At 64.5% G+C, this 16667-nt stretch carries 15 protein-coding genes; 12 read left to right on the forward strand and 3 right to left on the reverse strand.

Annotated elements, in window-relative coordinates; all coding sequences use genetic code 11:
* Positions 1-21 precede the first annotated feature (21 nt).
* The 8 genes from DB032_RS00250 (at position 22) to DB032_RS00285 (ending at position 8367) form a co-directional block, all read left to right on the forward strand.
* Positions 22-2871 (forward strand): EAL domain-containing protein, encoded by a 2850-nt coding sequence (locus DB032_RS00250; RefSeq protein ID WP_107797789.1) that lies wholly within the window; start codon positions 22-24, stop codon positions 2869-2871.
* The gene (locus DB032_RS00255; protein ID WP_107797790.1) at positions 2861-3490 is read left to right on the forward strand and encodes a class I SAM-dependent methyltransferase; all 630 of its coding nucleotides are present in this window, start codon (positions 2861-2863) and stop codon (positions 3488-3490) included. The genes DB032_RS00250 and DB032_RS00255 overlap by 11 nt, the downstream gene beginning before the upstream one ends.
* Positions 3491-3514: 24 nt before the next feature.
* Complete coding sequence (gene bioH / locus DB032_RS00260; RefSeq protein ID WP_107797791.1) at positions 3515-4279, forward strand: pimeloyl-ACP methyl ester esterase BioH; 765 nt, start codon at positions 3515-3517, stop codon at positions 4277-4279.
* A complete protein-coding gene (gene bioC, locus DB032_RS00265) occupies positions 4276-5178 on the forward strand; it encodes a malonyl-ACP O-methyltransferase BioC (RefSeq protein WP_107797792.1) in 903 nt (300 codons plus the stop codon). Before bioH ends, bioC begins: the two co-directional genes overlap by 4 nt.
* Positions 5179-5182: 4 nt before the next feature.
* Entirely contained in the window at positions 5183-5728 is a 546-nt protein-coding gene (locus DB032_RS00270; protein WP_107797793.1) for a GNAT family N-acetyltransferase, read from the forward strand.
* Between the two features lie 15 nt (positions 5729-5743).
* Positions 5744-6643 (forward strand): patatin-like phospholipase family protein, encoded by a 900-nt coding sequence (locus DB032_RS00275; protein WP_107797794.1) that lies wholly within the window; start codon positions 5744-5746, stop codon positions 6641-6643.
* A 90-nt stretch (positions 6644-6733) separates the two neighbouring features.
* Positions 6734-7387, forward strand: a complete 654-nt coding sequence (locus DB032_RS00280) for a glutathione S-transferase family protein (protein ID WP_107797795.1) — start codon at positions 6734-6736, stop codon at positions 7385-7387.
* A 122-nt stretch (positions 7388-7509) separates the two neighbouring features.
* Positions 7510-8367, forward strand: a complete 858-nt coding sequence (locus DB032_RS00285; RefSeq protein WP_107801575.1) for a sterol desaturase family protein — start codon at positions 7510-7512, stop codon at positions 8365-8367.
* A gap of 119 nt (positions 8368-8486) precedes the next feature.
* Here DB032_RS00285 and DB032_RS00290 read toward each other — a convergent pair whose 3' ends face one another.
* On the reverse strand, positions 8487-9215 hold the full coding sequence (locus DB032_RS00290) for a glycine zipper 2TM domain-containing protein (protein ID WP_199225782.1): 729 nt from the start codon (positions 9213-9215) through the stop codon (positions 8487-8489).
* 513 nt (positions 9216-9728) lie between these two features.
* Here DB032_RS00290 and DB032_RS00295 point away from each other — a divergent pair.
* From DB032_RS00295 to map, 4 genes are all read left to right on the forward strand, one after another.
* A complete protein-coding gene (locus tag DB032_RS00295; protein ID WP_107797796.1) occupies positions 9729-11111 on the forward strand; it encodes an amino acid permease in 1383 nt (460 codons plus the stop codon).
* Positions 11112-11605: 494 nt separating this feature from the next.
* Complete coding sequence (locus DB032_RS00300; protein WP_233246631.1) at positions 11606-12982, forward strand: amino acid permease; 1377 nt, start codon at positions 11606-11608, stop codon at positions 12980-12982.
* A gap of 216 nt (positions 12983-13198) precedes the next feature.
* On the forward strand, positions 13199-14512 hold the full coding sequence (locus DB032_RS00305) for a sodium-dependent transporter (protein WP_107797798.1): 1314 nt from the start codon (positions 13199-13201) through the stop codon (positions 14510-14512).
* A gap of 40 nt (positions 14513-14552) precedes the next feature.
* Positions 14553-15344 (forward strand): type I methionyl aminopeptidase, encoded by a 792-nt coding sequence (map, locus tag DB032_RS00310; protein WP_107797799.1) that lies wholly within the window; start codon positions 14553-14555, stop codon positions 15342-15344.
* A gap of 162 nt (positions 15345-15506) precedes the next feature.
* Here the strand turns inward: map and DB032_RS00315 are convergent, their stop codons facing one another.
* Positions 15507-15818, reverse strand: a complete 312-nt coding sequence (locus DB032_RS00315; protein WP_107797800.1) for an AzlD domain-containing protein — start codon at positions 15816-15818, stop codon at positions 15507-15509.
* The gene (locus DB032_RS00320) at positions 15815-16519 is read right to left on the reverse strand and encodes an AzlC family ABC transporter permease (protein WP_107797801.1); all 705 of its coding nucleotides are present in this window, start codon (positions 16517-16519) and stop codon (positions 15815-15817) included. Before DB032_RS00320 ends, DB032_RS00315 begins: the two co-directional genes overlap by 4 nt.
* Positions 16520-16667: the final 148 nt, after the last annotated feature.

The following is a 16667-nucleotide window of genomic DNA, read 5'->3' on the forward strand; positions in this document are numbered from 1 at the left end:
AACTCATACTACGATAATCACATGAAGAGCATGGCTGAATATCTGGCGACGCCAGAGCAGGCCGCCGCTATGGCGCTGTCTCTGCTGCAAGAGCAGGGAGGGGTGCGCGTTGCCGCGGTCTGGCGGCAGCTGGGGGCGGCTTGGCAGCTTTTGGCCGCGCTGGGCGACGCCGACGCCTTGCCCGGCGCGGAGGCGCTGGCGAGCGGGGACAGGCTGGACGCCGGCTGCGAGGCGATGCCCTTGCGCGCCGGCGAGCAAGTGCTGGGTTGGCTGGTGTGGCGCGGCGACGCCGGTCCGGCGTTGAATCCGTCCGCCGCCTTGCTGTGCGCCCATCTGCTGTGCGCGCGGCTGGGCGCGGAGCAGGTGGCTTCGCGCGAGGCCAACGAGGCCTTGTTCGATATTTCTCAGCTGGCCGAAGAGTGCGGCACCATCGATCAGGTATTGCCCGGCCTGCACCGGCAGATGATGCGGCTGATGGACGCCAGCAACTTCTACATCGCCCTGTACGACGATGAAGCCCAGGTCATTCACTTTCCCTTCTACATCGACCAGCGCGATCCCGCGCCGCCCGCCAGCGACGCCATTTTCCCTCTGAGCGGCCACGCCCAGTCCCTGACCGCCTGGTTGATTCGCGGCGGCAAGCCGGTGGTGTTGAGCCGGGAGCGCCTGTTGGAAGTGTGTCAGCAGGAGGGCCTGAGCCGGCAAGGGCTGTTGCCGGCCAGCTGGATGGGCGCGCCGCTGGCCAATGCCGGCGGCCATGTCATCGGCGCGGTGGTGCTGCAGCTGTACGAGGATCAAACGCCGCTGACCTCGGCCGAGCAGCAGTTGTTCCTGTTCGCCGCCCGCCATGTCGGCTTCGTGCTGGAGCGAGTCTTGCACCGCAGCCAGCTGGAGCGTCAGGTCTGGCTGCGCACCAGCGAGCTGGAGGGCGCCAACGCGAGGCTGCGCGCCGAGGTGGCCGAGCGCAAGCGCGCCGAGCGTTTCCAGGGCGCCTTGTTCCGGATCGCGGAACTGTCCAATACCAGCTTGTCGCTGGAGGCCTTTCTCGGCGGCCTGCACCGCTTGCTGGCCGAGATGGTGCCGGCGCGCAATTGCCTGGTGGCCTTGTACGACCAGACCGAGGATTGCATCAGCTTCCCCTATTGCGCAGACGAATACGCGCCGCCGCTCAAGCCGCACCGGCCGGGCAAGGGTTTCGTCGAACAGGTGCTGCACAGCGGCCGGCCCTTGTTGATCGACCCCTATTCGCAACAGAACCGCCAGCCGGACGCCGACGAAGAACTGCCCCGGCCCAAGAGCTGGCTGGGCGTGCCCCTGTATTGCGGCACCGATCTTCTGGGCGTGCTGGCGGTGCAAAGCTATGAAGACGACGTGGTCTACAACTTCCGCGACCAAGAAGTGCTGGAGTTCGTCGCCAACCACATCGGCGCGGCGCTGACCCGGGTCAAGGCGCTGGAGAGCCTGCAAACCGCTTACGTGGAACTGGAGCAGCGGGTGCGCGAGCGCACCAGCGAGCTGGACGCGGTCAACGCCCAGCTGGAGTTCGACAGCCTGCACGATCCGCTGACCAAGCTGCCCAACCGCAGCTATTTTTCCAAGGCTTTGCGCCGGGCCTGGGAGGCGTACGCGAATGGCGGCGGCGAACGCTTCGCGGTGTTGTTCATCGATCTGGACCGCTTCAAGCTGGTCAACGACACCCTGGGCCATCTGGCCGGCGACCACCTCTTGTTCGAGGCCGGCGCGCGCATCCGCTCCTGCCTGCGTCATTACGATTTCCTGGCGCGGCTGGGCGGCGACGAATTCGCGGTGCTGATGTTCGGCATGGACGGCGGCGGCGACTGCGAGCGCATCGCCCAGCGCATCGTCAGCGAGTTCGAACGGCCGGTGATCCTGGCGGGGCGGGAGGTGTTCTCCACCGCCAGCGTCGGCGTGGTGCTGGCGGACCATGAGCATTACCACAAGGCCGACGATCTGCTGCGCGACGCCGACCACGCGATGTATTGCACCAAACAGCAAGGGCGGCAGGGCTATACCCTGTTCAACCACGAGTTGCGCATCAATCAGGCGGACCAGCTGGCGATGGAGAGCGAACTGCGGCGCGCGCTGGAGGAGGAGGGGCAGCTGCAGCCGTATTTCCAGCCCTTCATCGACGGCGACAGCGGCGAGCTGGTGGGCTTCGAGGCCTTGGCCCGCTGGCAGCACCCGCAGCGCGGCCTGATTTCGCCCGGCCTGTTTTTACCCATCGCCGAGGAAAGCGGGCTGATCACCCGGCTGGACCGCTATATGCTGAACGCGGCCTGCGCCCAATTGAGCGCGTGGCGCGTTCAGGGCCGGGTGGGGCCGGAGGTGGCCTTGCACATCAATCTGTCCTCGGCCCATTTCCACGATCCGGAACTGGCGGCCTGGATAGGAGAGCGCATCCGGCATTACCGGCTGCCGCCGGCGACGCTGCACCTGGAAATCACCGAGAGCGCGCTGATCGATCAGCCGGAAATCGCCGCCACCGTGATGCACGCGCTGCATGAACTGGGCGTGAGGCTGGCGCTGGACGACTTCGGCACCGGCTATTCGGCGCTGTCCTATCTGCACCGCTATCGTTTCGACGTGCTGAAGATAGACCAGTCCTTCGTCTTCGATCTCGACCGCACCCAGGAGTCGGCGGCCATTGTGCGCGCCATCCTGGCGTTGGCCAAGGCGCTGGATCTGGAGGTGGTGGCCGAGGGCGTGGAAACCGCCGCCCAGCTGGCCATGCTCAAAAAAATGGGCTGCGGCAAGCTGCAGGGTTTCTACTTCGCCGCCCCGGCGCCGGCGGAGGGCGTGGACTGGGAGCGGCTGGCCCGCTTCCGGCAGGAGTTCCAGAGTGAGCGCTAGCGGATGGCGGCGTTGGCCGCTGGCGTTCAACCGCTGGCGCTACAATCTGTACGCGCCGGTCTACGACCGGGTGGCGCAGGCCTTCGCCGCGCGCCGGCGCCGCTCCATCGCCCTGCTCAACCCGCAGCCGGAGGAGCGCATCCTGCTGGTGGCGGCCGGCACCGGCCTGGATCTGGATTTCATGGTGCGTTGCCGACATGTGGCCGCCATCGACATCTCGGACGGCATGCTGGAGCGGCTGAGCGCTCATGCCGCGGCGCTGGGCATGGCGGTGGACGCCAGGGTGATGGACGCGCAGGCGCTGGATTTTCCCGACGCCAGCTTCGACGCGGTGGTCTTGCATCTGGCGCTGGCGGTGGTGCCGGACCCGCAAGCCTGCATCCGCGAAGTGGAGCGCGTGCTCAAGCCCGGCGGCCGGGCGGCGGTGTTCGACAAATTTCTGCCCGACGGCCGGCGGCCGTCCTTATTGCGCAGCGCCGGCAATCTGCTGTCGCGGGCGATCGCCACCGATATCAACCGCCGGCTGGAAGATATCCTGGCGGCTTGTCGTTTGAGCAAGGTTCATGACGAAGATGCCGGACTAGGTGGTTTCTTTCGCATCGCGATCTTGCGAAAATGAAGGTTTCACCCCATCTGGTCGTCCATGAGTCTGTTTGTTGAAACGCTGGGCCAAGGCCCGGACGTGGTCCTGTTGCACGGCTGGGGCCTGCATGGCGGCGTGTTCAGCCGCGTGGCGGCGCGCTTGGCCGCCAGTCATTGCGTGCATCTGGTCGACCTTCCCGGTCACGGCGCTTCCGCTCCGCTGGCCTCCTTCGACGCCGACGCGGTGGCCGATCTGCTGGACCAGGCCTTTCCATTGCCGCTGCAATTGGTGGGCTGGTCGCTGGGCGGTTTGATCGCCCAGCACTGGGCCGCTCGCCATCCGGACAAGATCAAGAGCCTGGCCTTGGTGGCGACCAGCCCGCGCTTCGTGCGCGACGACAGCTGGCCGCACGCGCAGGAGCGCAAGTCCATAGAAGCGGTGGCCGCCAGCCTGGACGGCGCCTTCGAACAGACGCTGGAGCGCTTTCTCGCCTTGCAGATGATGGGCGCGCCGTCGGCGCGCGACACGCTGAAGGCCTTACGCGCGGACTTGTTCGCCCACGGCAGGCCGCAAGGCCTGTTGCCGGCGCTGGAACTGCTGCTGACGGCGGACGCGCGCGCGCTGGCCGGACGCATTCACTGCCCGGCGGGCCTGTTCTACGGCGCTCGCGACGCCATCACCCCGATAGGCGCCGGCCGTTGGCTGGCCGACGCGCTGGGCGACGCCCGGCTTTATGAATTTCCGCAAGCGTCGCACGCGCCGTTTCTGTCGCACGAAGCCGAATTCGTCGCCGCGCTTGCCCAGCATTTGGAAGCCCATGCATGACTGAAGCGTTTTACACCGACAAGGCGCGAGTGCGCGCCTCGTTCGAAAAGGCCGCCGCCAGTTACGACTCCGCCGCGGTCTTGCAGCGCGAAGTCTCCGACCGGATGTCCGAGCGGCTGGACTACATCAAGTTTCAGCCGCAAGTGGTGCTGGACGCCGGCGCCGGCACCGGCTACGGCTCGGCCCAGCTGCGCGCCCGCTACCCGGACGCGCGCGTGGTGGAGCTGGATCTGGCGCAGGCGATGCTGCAGGCCTCGCGCGCCAAGCAGCAAAGCGGCGACGGCCTGTTGAAGAAACTGTTCCGCCCCAGCCTGCCGTGGCAGGTGGTGGCCGACGTCGAGCGCCTGCCGCTGGCCGACGCCAGCGTGGACATGATCTGGTCCAGCCTCACCATCCAGTGGGTCAATGTGCCGGACAGCGTGTTCGCCGAATTCCGCCGCGTGTTGAAGCCCGAGGGCATGCTGATGTTTTCCACCCTGGGCCCGGACACCCTGCATGAGCTGCGCGGCGCTTTCGCCGGCGTGGACCGCGCCACCCACGTCAACCAGTTCATCGACATGCATGATCTGGGCGACGCGCTGATGCGGGCCGGTTTCGCCGAGCCGGTGATGGACATGGAGAAAATCGTGCTGACCTACGGCCGCGCCCGCGAGGTGATGGCGGACCTGAAAGCCATCGGCGCGCACAACGCCACCAGCGGCCGCGGCCGCGGCCTGATGGGCAAGCACGCCTGGCAGCGGGTGGAGGCGGCCTACGAGAGCCTGCGCCGCGACGGCAAGCTGCCGGCCACCTACGAGGTGGTGTACGGCCACGCCTGGAAGGGTGGCGACAAGAAGCTGGCCAAATTCAGCGAGGACGGCCGCCAGGTGATCGAGTTCGTCAAGAAGCGGCCGGACTAAGGCGATGCCGACCATCCGCCTGGCCGCGCCCAAGGATGCCGGCTGCCTGGCCGCCTTGTCGATTCAAGTGTGGCTGAGCACCTACGTCACCGACGGCGTCCGCCGGGACATGGCCGACTATGTGCTGAGCGAATTCACGCCGGCCAATTTCGAGGCGCTGATCGCCAGCCCCTCGCATCATCTGCTGGCGATGGAGCAAGACGGCTTTCTGCTCGGCTACGCGCTGATGAAGCTGGACAGTCCCTGCCAAGGCTGCGACTTCCTCACCGTGGAAGTGTGCAGGATCTACCTGGTGGAAAGCCGCACCGGAGAGGGCCTGGGCCGGCGTTTGCTGGAAGCGGCGCGGCAATGGGCGCTCGCCCTTCCCGAACCCGCGCGTTTGTGGCTGACGGTGTGGCACCGCAACGAGCGCGCGATCGCCTTCTACCGCCGGCTGGGCATGACCGTCCACGGCGAATGCCATTTCGAATTGGAGGGCGCGCGGCATCTGAATTACGTGATGCTGGACTGCGCGCCCGTTGGGGCGGTTCCAACCACCGCCGATGCCTGAAAGCCCGATGAAATCATGATGAGCAAACACACTCTCCGCCCCTGGCTGTTGGCGGGCATGGCCGCGCTGTTGTCGGCTTGTTCCACCTTGTCCTCCCCTCCCGCGGCGCAGCCGCCCAAGCCGGCGCTTAAGCCCAAGATCGGCTTGGCGCTGGGCGGCGGCGCGGCCAAGGGCTTTGCCCACGTCGGCGTGATCAAGGTGCTGGAAGCCGCCGGCCTCACGCCTGATCTGGTGACCGGCACCAGCGCCGGCAGCGTGGTCGGCAGTCTGTACGCCTCCGGCCTCAGCGGCATGCAGCTGCAAAGCCGGGCGATTCAACTGGACGAATCCAATCTGACCGATTGGACCTTGTCGAGCAAGGGCGTGATCAAGGGCGAGAAGCTGCAGAACTGGATCAACGCTCAGGTGGCCAACAAGACCATGGAGCAATTGCCGCGGCCGTTCGGCGCGGTGGCCACCGAACTGGACAGCGGCCGCAAGGTGGTGTTCCGCCTGGGCAACACCGGCCAGGCCGTGCGCGCCTCGGCCAGCATTCCCAACGTCTTCCTGCCGGTGAAGATAGGAAACAAGAGCTATGTGGACGGCGGCCTGGTCAGCCCGGTGCCGGTCAGCGCCGCGCGCGAGATGGGCGCGGACTTCGTCATCGCCGTCGATATCTCGGCGCGGCCGCGCAAGGGCGCCGCCACCGGCTTTTTGTCCATGCTGGATCAGAGCCTGAACATCATGAACGGGCCGGCGCTGGCGCAAGAACTGAAGCAGGCCGACGTGGTGATCCGCCCGCAAGTGCAGAATATCGGATCCGCTCAATTCGACGCGCGTCATCAGGCTATTCTGGAAGGAGAGCGCGCCGCGCAGGCGGCGCTGCCGCAGATCAGGCAATTGCTGCAGCAAAAAGCCGTTGCCATGAATAAGTAATGGCATAATGCTGCCGGGCTGGCCCTGCATTGCAGCATGGCCGGCCGCCTTCCATCAGCAACCGCAGGCCCGGCCTGCCTGGAGACCTGAATGATCAAGCTTTACGGCGCTGCGCTGTCCCCTTATTACAACAAGGTCAAAATCGCCTTGCTGGAAAAGGGCGTCAACTTCCAAGAAATCCTCACCGCCCCTTCGCAGCAGGAAGAACTGCTGGCGAAGAGCCCGATGGGCAAGATTCCTTTTGTCGAAGTGGGCGGCCACGCCATGGCGGAGTCATCGGTGATCCTGGAATGGCTGGAGGACGCCTATCCCACCGCCTCCTTGCTGCCGCCGACGCCGAACGGCCGCGCCCACGCGCGCCAGCTGAGCGCGATGCTGGATTTGTACGTGTTGATGCCGGCGCTGCCCTTATACCGCCATTGGCTGTTCGGCAGCCCGCTGGAAGCGGGCGCGATCGACGCCGCGCGTCAGCAGATCGCCCGCGGCGTGGCCGCCTGCGCCCAGTTGCTGGATTACGGCCCTTGGGCCTGTGGCGAGGATTTCAGCAGCGCCGACATCGGCGCCGCCTGCGTCCTGCCGGCGCTGGAGCAGATGAGCAAGGCCTTGCTGGGCGAAGACCTGACCGCCGGCTTCCCCGATCGCGACGCCTATCTGCAGCGCCTGTCCGCCCGCAAGAGCGTGAGCCGGACCTGGAGCGAGCGTGAGGCGTCCTTGACCGCGTTCCGCGCGCGTCAGCAGCAATAGGGTAAACCGCAGGACAGGACCGACCCGCTTGCCGGCATTCGGCGTTTGAGTAATTATAGAGCTCAAACTCCAATCAAGTGTTTGCCCCTGACGCAAACGCCTTGCCCAAGCGGGAGGCCGTGATGAAGTTCGATATTCAGCTGCTGTTGTTGGCGATGGCGCCGGTGTTCCTGGCCTTCGTCGCCGGCGAGTTGTGGCATTTGCGCCGGCAGGGCCGGCTCAGTCTGTACGATTGGCGCGATTCAGTGTGCAGCGCCTGTCTGGGCTTGCTGCACCAGGGGGCGGACAAGCTGGCCTGGGTGCTGGCGCTGCCCTTGTACGCGTGGATTTTCCAAGAACACCGGCTGTTTCAATTTTCCGAATCCTGGCTCAGCTTCCTGCTGTTGTTCATCGGCCAGGATTTTCTCTATTACTGGTTCCATCGCGTCAGCCACCGCGTGCGTTGGCTGTGGGCCGCCCACAGCGTGCACCACAGCTCCACCCGGATGAATTTCACCACCGCCTTCCGCCAGAGCCTGATGTATCCGCTGGCCGGCATGTGGGCGTTCTGGCTGCCGCTGGCCTGGCTGGGCTTTCCGCCGGAGCAGGTGGTCGGCGTGGTGTTGCTGAACCTGGCCTTCCAGTTCTTCGTGCATACCCAGGCCTGCCCCAAGCTGGGTTGGCTGGAATACGTTCTCAACACCCCGTCCATCCATCGCGGCCACCATGCCAAGAATCCGCGCTACATCGATCACAACTACGCCGGCGTGCTGGTGGTCTGGGACCGCCTGTTCGGCACCTATGTGGAGGAAAGCGCCGACGATCCCTGCGACTACGGTACGGTCAAGCCGGTGAACAGCTTCAATCCGCTATGGGTCAGCGTGGTGGAATGGCGCGATATGTTGCGGGAAGCCTGGCGCGCGCCCAACTGGAAAGATCGCTGGACGGTCTTGTTCGGCCCGCCGGAAGAGGCGGAGGCGGCCGCGGCGCGCTGGCGCTGAGGGCATGAAAAAAGCGGACCGGGAGGTCCGCTTTTGCGTGGCATGGTCTTGCCAGCCTGCGTGGCTAGCAAGCATCAGCGTCAGCGCTGAGCCAGTCGGCGCAACGCTACAGCAGGATGCTAAACCAGCACCTTGCCGTTCTTGGCCGGCAAGGTCTTGCCCTTGGGCTTGCGATCCATGCGCACGGTGCCGGTCTTGCCGTCCAGCGAGTACTTGACGTCGTAGCCGACGACCTTCTCGCTGCTTTCGTTCACTTCATTGCAAATGGTCTGGGTGCTGTTGACCTGATCGCGTTGCTGCATGCCTTCCTGCACCTTGTTGCCGGCCAGGCCTCCCGCCAGGGCGCCGATCACGGTGGCGGCCTTCTTGCCGTTGCCGCCGCCCACCTGATTGCCCAGCACGCCGCCGATCACGCCGCCTATCACCGAGCCGGCGATGCGGTTTTGATCCTGGACCGGCGCCTGATGGGTGACCTGCTCCTGATGGCAGACCTGCTTGGGCGCGTTGACGGTTTCCTTGATCGGCGTCACCGCCAGGATGCGGGCATGGGTGGCGTGGACCGGAGCGGCCGGCTTGGCCGGCGCGCTGGGTTCGGCGGTTTTCTCCGCCGGCTTGGCCGCTTGGGCGGCTGCGACGGGCGCGGCCGCGGCAACGACCGCCGGGGCGGAGGCCACGGCGGGCGGCAGCACCGCCATCGCGGCGGATGCGGCCGGCGGCGCGCTGGCGGTTTGTTGCGGCGCGGCCGCGGTCTGAGGATTGGATTTCACGGCTTGATAGCCGGCCACGCCCAGGCCGCCGAGCGCGATGCCGCCGCCTAGCACGCTGGCGATCAACAAGGATTGTTTCATGGTTCGTCTCCAAAAGCGGGCCGTCTATGCGGCCGTAATCATGATGAGTGAGATGAAATTCAGACACTTCATGGTGGCAGACAGTTGCAAATCAAATGTTTTCCATTTGTTACTAAAAGTGGCGAATCGTTAGCGTTTGCGGCGGCGGCTCCGGTGTTGCAGCGGCGCTAGCAATTTGATTTAAATCAATATATCAGCGAGTGAACGCTTGCTTATATGCAAAATGGCATGTTAGACCCCGCGATGGAGGGCGTGGCAGAAATTTGCAGTAGTCTGCAGGTAATTGAGCAATTAGAGCAAAGTTTTTGTTTAAATAATCGAATTTAATTTCATTGTATCCAATATATGACGCTATTAAGGCATAAAAATCCAATGTATTCATTTGACGCGAGGCGAGCATGAGTGCTTAATGTCCAGCTTGTTGATGTTTGCAACAGAAACGAAGCGGCTTGCCTGAATTGTCATGCTGTTGGTATTAATGTTGCTGGAAAATGATGATTTTAGGGGGCAGCCTTGACTGATATCTCCACCGAAGCCGGTTTGAAGCGCGGTTTGAAAAACCGCCACATCCAATTGATCGCCTTGGGCGGCGCGGTCGGCACCGGCCTGTTCTTGGGCTCGGCCAGCGTGCTGAAGGCCGCCGGTCCGTCCATGATTCTGGGTTATGCCGTCGCCGGCCTGATCGCCTTCATGATCATGCGCCAGTTGGGCGAAATGGTGGCCCAGGAGCCGGTGGCCGGCTCGTTCAGCCACTTCGCCTACCGTTACTGGGGCGATTTCGCCGGCTTCCTGTCCGGCTGGAACTACTGGGTGCTGTACATCCTGGTCAGCATGGCGGAACTCACCGCCGTCGGCGCCTATGTCCAGTACTGGTGGCCGCATGTCCCCGCCTGGGTGTCGGCGCTGGTGTTCTTCGTCTGTATCAACGGCATCAATCTGGCCAACGTCAAGGTTTACGGCGAGGCGGAGTTCTGGTTCGCGCTGATCAAGGTGGTGGCGGTGATTGCCATGATTCTGTTCGGCGGCTACCTGCTGCTGACCGGCACCGGCGGTCCGCAAGCCTCGTTCAGCAATCTGTGGAGCGATGGCGGCTTCTTCCCGCATGGTTTCAGCGGCCTGTTCATGATGATGGCGGTGATCATGTTCTCCTTCGGCGGCCTGGAACTGATTGGCCTGACCGCGGCCGAGGCGGATAACCCGCGCACCACCATTCCCAAGGCTGTGAACCAGGTGATTTACCGCATCCTGATCTTCTACATCGGTTCGCTGGTGGTGCTGCTGTCGCTGTACCCGTGGAGCAAGGTGGCGTCCGGCGGCAGCCCCTTCGTGATGATCTTCCAGCAAATCGGTTCCGGGCTGACCGCCAATCTGCTCAACTTCGTGGTGCTGACCGCGGCGCTGTCGGTGTACAACAGCAGCGTTTACGCCAATAGCCGCATGCTGTATGGCCTGGCCAGACAGGGCAACGCGCCCAAGGCCTTGATGCAGGTGGACCAGCGCGGCGTGCCGGTGCCGGCGATCCTGGTGTCGGCGTTGGCCACTTTCGCCTGCGTGATCCTGAACTATGTGCTGCCGGGCGAGGCCTTGGGCATTCTGATGTCGCTGGTGGTGGCCGCGCTGGTGACCAACTGGGCGATGATCAGCCTGACGCATTTGAAGTTCCGCCGCGCCAAGGTCGAAGCCGGCGAGCAACTGGTGTTCAAGTCCTTCTGGTTCCCGCTGACCAATTGGATCTGCCTGGCTTTCATGGCGATGATTCTGTTGATCCTGCTGCTGACCCCGGGCGCCGCGGTATCGGTCTATGTGTTGCCGATATGGCTGGGGCTGCTGTGGGTGGGCTATCGCGCCAAAGCCAAGGGCGCGCCGGCGGGGGAGCCCGTGCGCCAGACCTCCTGAGTGTTTTCACGACGCTCGCGCAGCGAGCGTATCGGCAGGGCCGCCTTATTCGGGCGGCCCTGCTTTTTGCCCCGCGCGGTCCGCCGCCTCGATTCGCATTTAATTAGACTTATTGTCTAATTTGCTTGGTGTTGATGATGGTCTTATGAATCATCACCAGATGTTTTGAAAAAGGTTTTTGACCTTTTGTCGTATTTTGTTTAGTCTGAACGTGGTTTGTTTGAAGTTGATGTATGTAATAAGGATGTCTTGCTTGCTTTTTGGACTTTTTGTCTGATTGACGGGTGGTGAGGGCCTTGCTGCATTGATGAAGCAATACCGTCCCATTCACAAGAGAGCCTGCTTACGATTGCGCGAGCTGGGGCGAGACAAGGTTTTGCGGCTGAGAAAGCGGAATGCGCGCATGGCGCACGAGCAATGCCAAGCCGGATTCAAAGCCGTATCGCCGCGCGCCGCTGATCGTAAACAGCTTTCCATCGGCAGGAGGCGCCAAGGTGAGCGTTACCCCCACTTCCACCGGTTTGAAGCGCGAGCTGAAAAACCGCCATATCCAATTGATCGCGCTGGGCGGCGCGATCGGCACCGGTCTGTTCCTGGGTTCGGCCAGCGTGTTGAAAGCGGCCGGACCGGCGATGATTCTCGGCTACGCCGTCGCCGGCTTCATCATTTTCCTGATCATGCGCCAATTGGGCGAGATGCTGGCCGAAGAGCCGGTGGCCGGCTCGCTCAGCCATTTCGCCGGTCGTTACTGGGGCAAGTTTCCGGCCTTCCTGTCCGGTTGGAATTACTGGGCGCTGTATGTGCTGGCCGGCATGGCCGAACTGACGGCCGCAGGCGAGTACGTGCGCTATTGGTGGCCGGATGTGCCCACCTGGGTCACCGCGCTGGTCTTCTTCACGGCGATCACCGGCGTCAATCTGAGCAGCGTCAAATACTATGGCGAGACGGAGTTCTGGTTCGCGCTGATCAAGGTGGGCGCGGTGATCGCGATGATCGTGTTCGGTGGCTATCTGCTCTTGTCCGGCAAGGGCGGCCCGCAGGCTTCGGTGAGCAATCTGTGGAGCGACGGCGGCTTCTTTCCGCACGGCGTAGGCGGCCTGTTCATGACGATGGCGGTGATCATGTTCTCCTTCGGCGGCTTGGAGCTGATCGGCATGGCGGCGGCGGAGACCCAGGACCCGCAGAAAACCATTCCCAGAGCGGTGAATCAGGTGATCTACCGCGTGCTGATTTTCTACATCGGCTCGCTGCTGGTGCTGTTGTCCCTGTATCCGTGGAGCAAGGTGGCCGCCGGCGGCAGCCCCTTCGTGATGATTTTCGAGCAGATCGGCGCCGGCTTCGCCGCTCACGGGCTTAATTTCGTGGTGTTGACCGCGGCCTTGTCGGTGTACAACGGCGGCGTCTACGCCACCAGCCGCATGCTGTTCAGCCTGGCTCAGCAGGGCAATGCGCCCAAGAGCATGGCCAGGCTGGACAAGCGCGGGGTGCCGGTCAACGCCACCTTGTTGTCGGCGTTGGCGACCTTCGCCGGCGTGGTGCTCAATTACCTGCTGCCCAGCGGCGCGCTGGCCTTATTGATGTCGCTGGTGGTCACCGCCCTGGTGATCAACTGGGCGCTGATCAGCCTGACTCACATGAAGTTCCGCCGCGCCCAGGGCGGCCGCAAGCTGGTGTTCGCCTCGCTGTGGCATCCGTTCTCCAATTGGCTGTGCCTGGCCTTCATGTTGATGATCCTGGGAGTGATGCTGTTCACGCCGGGGGTGGCGGTGTCGGTGTACGTTTTGCCGGCCTGGCTGCTGGTCCTGTGGCTGGGTTTCCGGCTGAAGCGGCCGGGGGCGGACGCGGCCGGTCTGGCCGTCGACAAGGCGTGAATCCGCATGCCGGGCTTGACGTACTGGGGCGTAAACCGGCATGCTTCCACGCTTATGAAGCAAACGATCCCATTCCAGACCAAAACGTGGTGGTGGCGCAGCTAATCGGCGCGCCAGGGATGTTCGCATCTGTTTTCCGGGCCGCCGTCATGGGCGGCCTTGTTGTATCCAGCGTTACCCCGTGCGGCGGCAAATTGTTCTGACTCAGGAGTTGTCATGTCTCGCACACAATGGGGTTCCCGCCTCGGTTTCATTCTGGCTTCGGCCGGCGCCACGGTCGGCCTGGGCTCCATCTGGAAGTTTCCCTACGTCACCGCGATGAACGGCGGCGGCGCGTTTCTGCTGATCTATCTATTGCTGACCTTCACGCTGGGCATCGCCTTGCTGCTGGCCGAGATCGCCATCGGCCGCGCGGCGGCCTGCGGCGCGGTGAGCGCCTTCGCGCGGCTGGGTTCGCGCCGCTGGAAGCTGGTGGGCTACGCCGGCGTGCTGTGCGGTTTCCTGGTGTTTTCCTTCTACAGCGTGGTGGGCGGCTGGACGCTGGGCTATCTGCTGCGCGCGGTGGACGGCCGGGTGATGAGCAACGACCCGGCGGCGCTGGCGCGCTTGTTCGGCGATTACGTGTCCGATCCCTTCGAATCCCTGCTGACTCACGCCCTGTTCACCGGTCTGACGCTGCTAGTGGTGATGTGCGGGGTGCAAAAGGGGATTGAGCGCGCCGGCAAGGTGTTGATGCCGCTGCTGTTCCTGCTAATGCTGGGCCTGATCGCCCGCTCGCTGACCTTGCCGGGCGCAGGGGCCGGCGTGGCGGCCTTGCTGACGCCGGATTTCTCCAAGGTGACGCCGGGCATGCTGGTGGAAGCGCTGGGCCTGGCCTTCTTTTCCTTGTCGGTGGGCGCCGGTTGCATGATCGCCTACGGCTCCTATCTGGGCCGGGACGCGAAACTGGCGGGCGCCGCGCTGTGGGTGACCGGCCTGACCACGCTGACCTCGGTCTTGGCCGGCCTGATGATCTTTCCTGCGATCTACGCCTTTGGGCTGGACCCTCAGGCCGGACCGGGCCTGACCTATATGACCATGCCGGTGGTGTTCAACCACCTGCCTTTCGGCCAAGCCCTGGCGGCGGCCTTCTTTCTGCTGCTGCTGATGGCGGCGCTGACCTCCTCGGTGTCCCTGCTGGAACTGGTGGCGGTGTTTCCCATCGACGAGTGGGGCGTAGGCCGGCGCAAGGCGACGCTGCTGATCTGCCTGCTGGTGTTTTGCGCCGGCATTCCGGCGGCACTGTCCTTCGGGCCCTTGGCGGACTGGAAGCTGTTCGGCCGCAATGTGTTCGAGCTGATGGACTACACCGCGTCCAACATCCTGCTGCCGCTGGGCGGCATCGGCACCGCCTGCTTCGCCGGCTGGGTGATCTGGCCGACCATGCGCGCCGAGCTGCAGTTGCCCGCGGCGCTGAGCGCCGGCGTGCGCTTCATCTATTGCTGGGCGGCGCCCATTCTGATCAGCCTGGTGCTGGTATACAATATCTGATTCGCTTTGCCGTTGGCATGGGCAAGAAAGGGGAGCGGCCATGATTAAAACCGAGTCCGACATCCAGGGCATGATCTTGGCCGGCGCCCTGACCGCGCAAGTGCTGCAGGCGGTGGAGGAGAAGATCCGGCCCGGGGTCAGCACGCTGGAGATCGACGCCTTTTGCGAGCGTTACATCGTCGAGCGATTGGGCGCGCGGCCGGGCAGCAAGGGGCAGTACGGCTTCCCGTTCAGCGTCAACACCTCGGTCAATCAGGTGGTGTGCCACGGCTGGCCGTCCGAGCGGCAGCGCCTGAAGCGCGGCGACATCGTCAACGTCGACGTCACGGTGCTGAAGGACGGCTATTACGGCGACAGCAGCAAGACCTTCGCCGTCGGCGAGATCAGCCCGTACGCCCAGCGCCTGGTGGACGTCACCCAGCGTTGCCTGTATCTGGCCATCGCCAAGGTCCGCCCGGGCGCGACGCTGGGCGACATCGGCCACGCGATCCAGCAGCACGCCGAGGCGCAGGGCTATAGCGTGGTGCGCGAGTATTGCGGCCACGGCATCGGCGCCGCCATGCACGAGGAGCCGCAAGTGCTGCATTACGGCCGGCCCGGCCAAGGGCTCAAGCTGGAGGCCGGCATGACCTTCACCATCGAGCCGATGATCAATCAGGGCGGCAAGGACGTGAAGGTGTTGCCGGACGGCTGGACGGTGGTGACGCGGGACCGCAGCCTGTCGGCTCAGTTCGAGCACACCCTCCTGGTCACCGCCGACGGCTGCCGCATCCTGACCTTGCGCGAAGAGGAAAAAGCGGGCCTGGCGGCGCTGGGTCTGCTGGCGGCTTAGACCCGCTAAGCAAACCCCTGATCCTGCTTGCGCCTCCTGGCCGCACCCCTTGTACGGCCTGCGCCGGCGCGCCTTGGCTCGGCTTCTCCGCGAGGCGTTGCGAGCGGCTCTTAAGCCCGTTCCGTCCATCTCGCCGAAGCGCAGCAGATCGTAAACAGATTCTTAGAGCCAGCGCAGCAAGCCGTAGACGATAAAGCTGACCACAATGGCGAGCAGGGTCTTGCCGTTCTTCCACGCCACCGCGATGGCGACCAGAGTGCCGATCAGATAGGCGTTGCCCAGCGACAGATCAATGCGCCCGGTCGGGGCCAGCGCCATCGGCGCCACCAGCGCCGACAGCACCGCCGCCGGCACATAGTGCAGCGCGCGGTTCAGCCAGTCCGGGAAGGCCAGCCGCTGGCCGAACACCAGAAAGCTGGCGCGGATCAGCAAAGTGGCCGCCAGCATGCCGAAAATCATCCACCAATGGTTCATGCCGCCTCCTTGCGCTTGCCTTCCAGCAAGAGTCCGGCGCCGACGCCGAGCAGCGCCGCCAGCATCAGGTCCAGCTTGTAGGGCAGGCCGCGCGCCAGCAGCGCGGTCAGGCCGGCTACCGCCGCGGCCGCCAGCGTGGGTCGCTTTTTCAATTGCGGCGCGACGATGGCGGCGAAAGTGGCCACCATGGCGAAGTCCAGGCCCAGCTGCGCCAGCCCCGGCACCGAGCGCCCCAGCAGCACGCCGGCCAGCGTCCACGCCTGCCAATTGCCGTACATCGCCAGCGAGGAGCCCAGCCAATACCACTGGCCGCCGGCCGCGGCCTGGGTGCGGAAACGGTGTTCGACCACGGCGAAGGTTTCGTCGGTGAGCCAGAACGCCAGCGGCCAGCGCCAGGCCAGCGGCCATTGCCGCGCGTAAGGCAAGAGGGTGGCGCTGTAGAGCGCGTGGCGCAGATTGACCACGAAAGTGGTCAGCCAGATCACCGGCAGCGCGGCGCCGGCGGCCACCAGGCTGACGGCGATGAATTGCGAGGAGCCGGCGAACACCAGCAAGGACATGGCTTGGGTGCTCAGCGGGCTGAGCCCGGCGGCGATGGCCAAGGTGCCGAAAATCACGCCGAAGGGCGCGGCGCCTATCAGCATGGGCAGGCTGTCGCGCGCGCCTTGCAAGGCCCAGGCGGCGGGGGTGGGGCGGGTCATCGGGGCGTATCCTTGCGGCAATGAGATGGATTCATCATGCCGCCGAAACCGGCCGCCGTCTTGAACGATTTTGCGGGGGATGGCCGCGTGGCTTTGAGCTGCTTCTCAGGGCCTGTTCAAAGTCTCGCGAGCAAGGGCGAGACAAGGC

This window comes from Chromobacterium sp. Panama, from assembly GCF_003052555.1.
In the GTDB taxonomy this organism is placed as follows: Bacteria; Pseudomonadota; Gammaproteobacteria; order Burkholderiales; family Chromobacteriaceae; genus Chromobacterium.

What these genes read in the sequence shown, in the direction of transcription:
- bioH (WP_107797791.1), top strand. Translation starts at nt 3,515, where the DNA reads ATGAGTCTGTTTGTTGAAACGCTGGGCCAAGGCCCGGACGTGGTCCTG.
- DB032_RS00275 (WP_107797794.1), top strand. Translation starts at nt 5,744, where the DNA reads ATGATGAGCAAACACACTCTCCGCCCCTGGCTGTTGGCGGGCATGGCC.
- bioC (WP_107797792.1), top strand. Translation starts at nt 4,276, where the DNA reads ATGACTGAAGCGTTTTACACCGACAAGGCGCGAGTGCGCGCCTCGTTC.
- DB032_RS00315 (WP_107797800.1), bottom strand. Translation starts at nt 15,818, where the DNA reads ATGAACCATTGGTGGATGATTTTCGGCATGCTGGCGGCCACTTTGCTG.
- DB032_RS00320 (WP_107797801.1), bottom strand. Translation starts at nt 16,519, where the DNA reads ATGACCCGCCCCACCCCCGCCGCCTGGGCCTTGCAAGGCGCGCGCGAC.
- map (WP_107797799.1), top strand. Translation starts at nt 14,553, where the DNA reads ATGATTAAAACCGAGTCCGACATCCAGGGCATGATCTTGGCCGGCGCC.
- DB032_RS00305 (WP_107797798.1), top strand. Translation starts at nt 13,199, where the DNA reads ATGTCTCGCACACAATGGGGTTCCCGCCTCGGTTTCATTCTGGCTTCG.
- DB032_RS00270 (WP_107797793.1), top strand. Translation starts at nt 5,183, where the DNA reads ATGCCGACCATCCGCCTGGCCGCGCCCAAGGATGCCGGCTGCCTGGCC.
- DB032_RS00250 (WP_107797789.1), top strand. Translation starts at nt 22, where the DNA reads ATGAAGAGCATGGCTGAATATCTGGCGACGCCAGAGCAGGCCGCCGCT.
- DB032_RS00280 (WP_107797795.1), top strand. Translation starts at nt 6,734, where the DNA reads ATGATCAAGCTTTACGGCGCTGCGCTGTCCCCTTATTACAACAAGGTC.
- DB032_RS00290 (WP_199225782.1), bottom strand. Translation starts at nt 9,215, where the DNA reads ATGAAACAATCCTTGTTGATCGCCAGCGTGCTAGGCGGCGGCATCGCG.
- DB032_RS00285 (WP_107801575.1), top strand. Translation starts at nt 7,510, where the DNA reads ATGAAGTTCGATATTCAGCTGCTGTTGTTGGCGATGGCGCCGGTGTTC.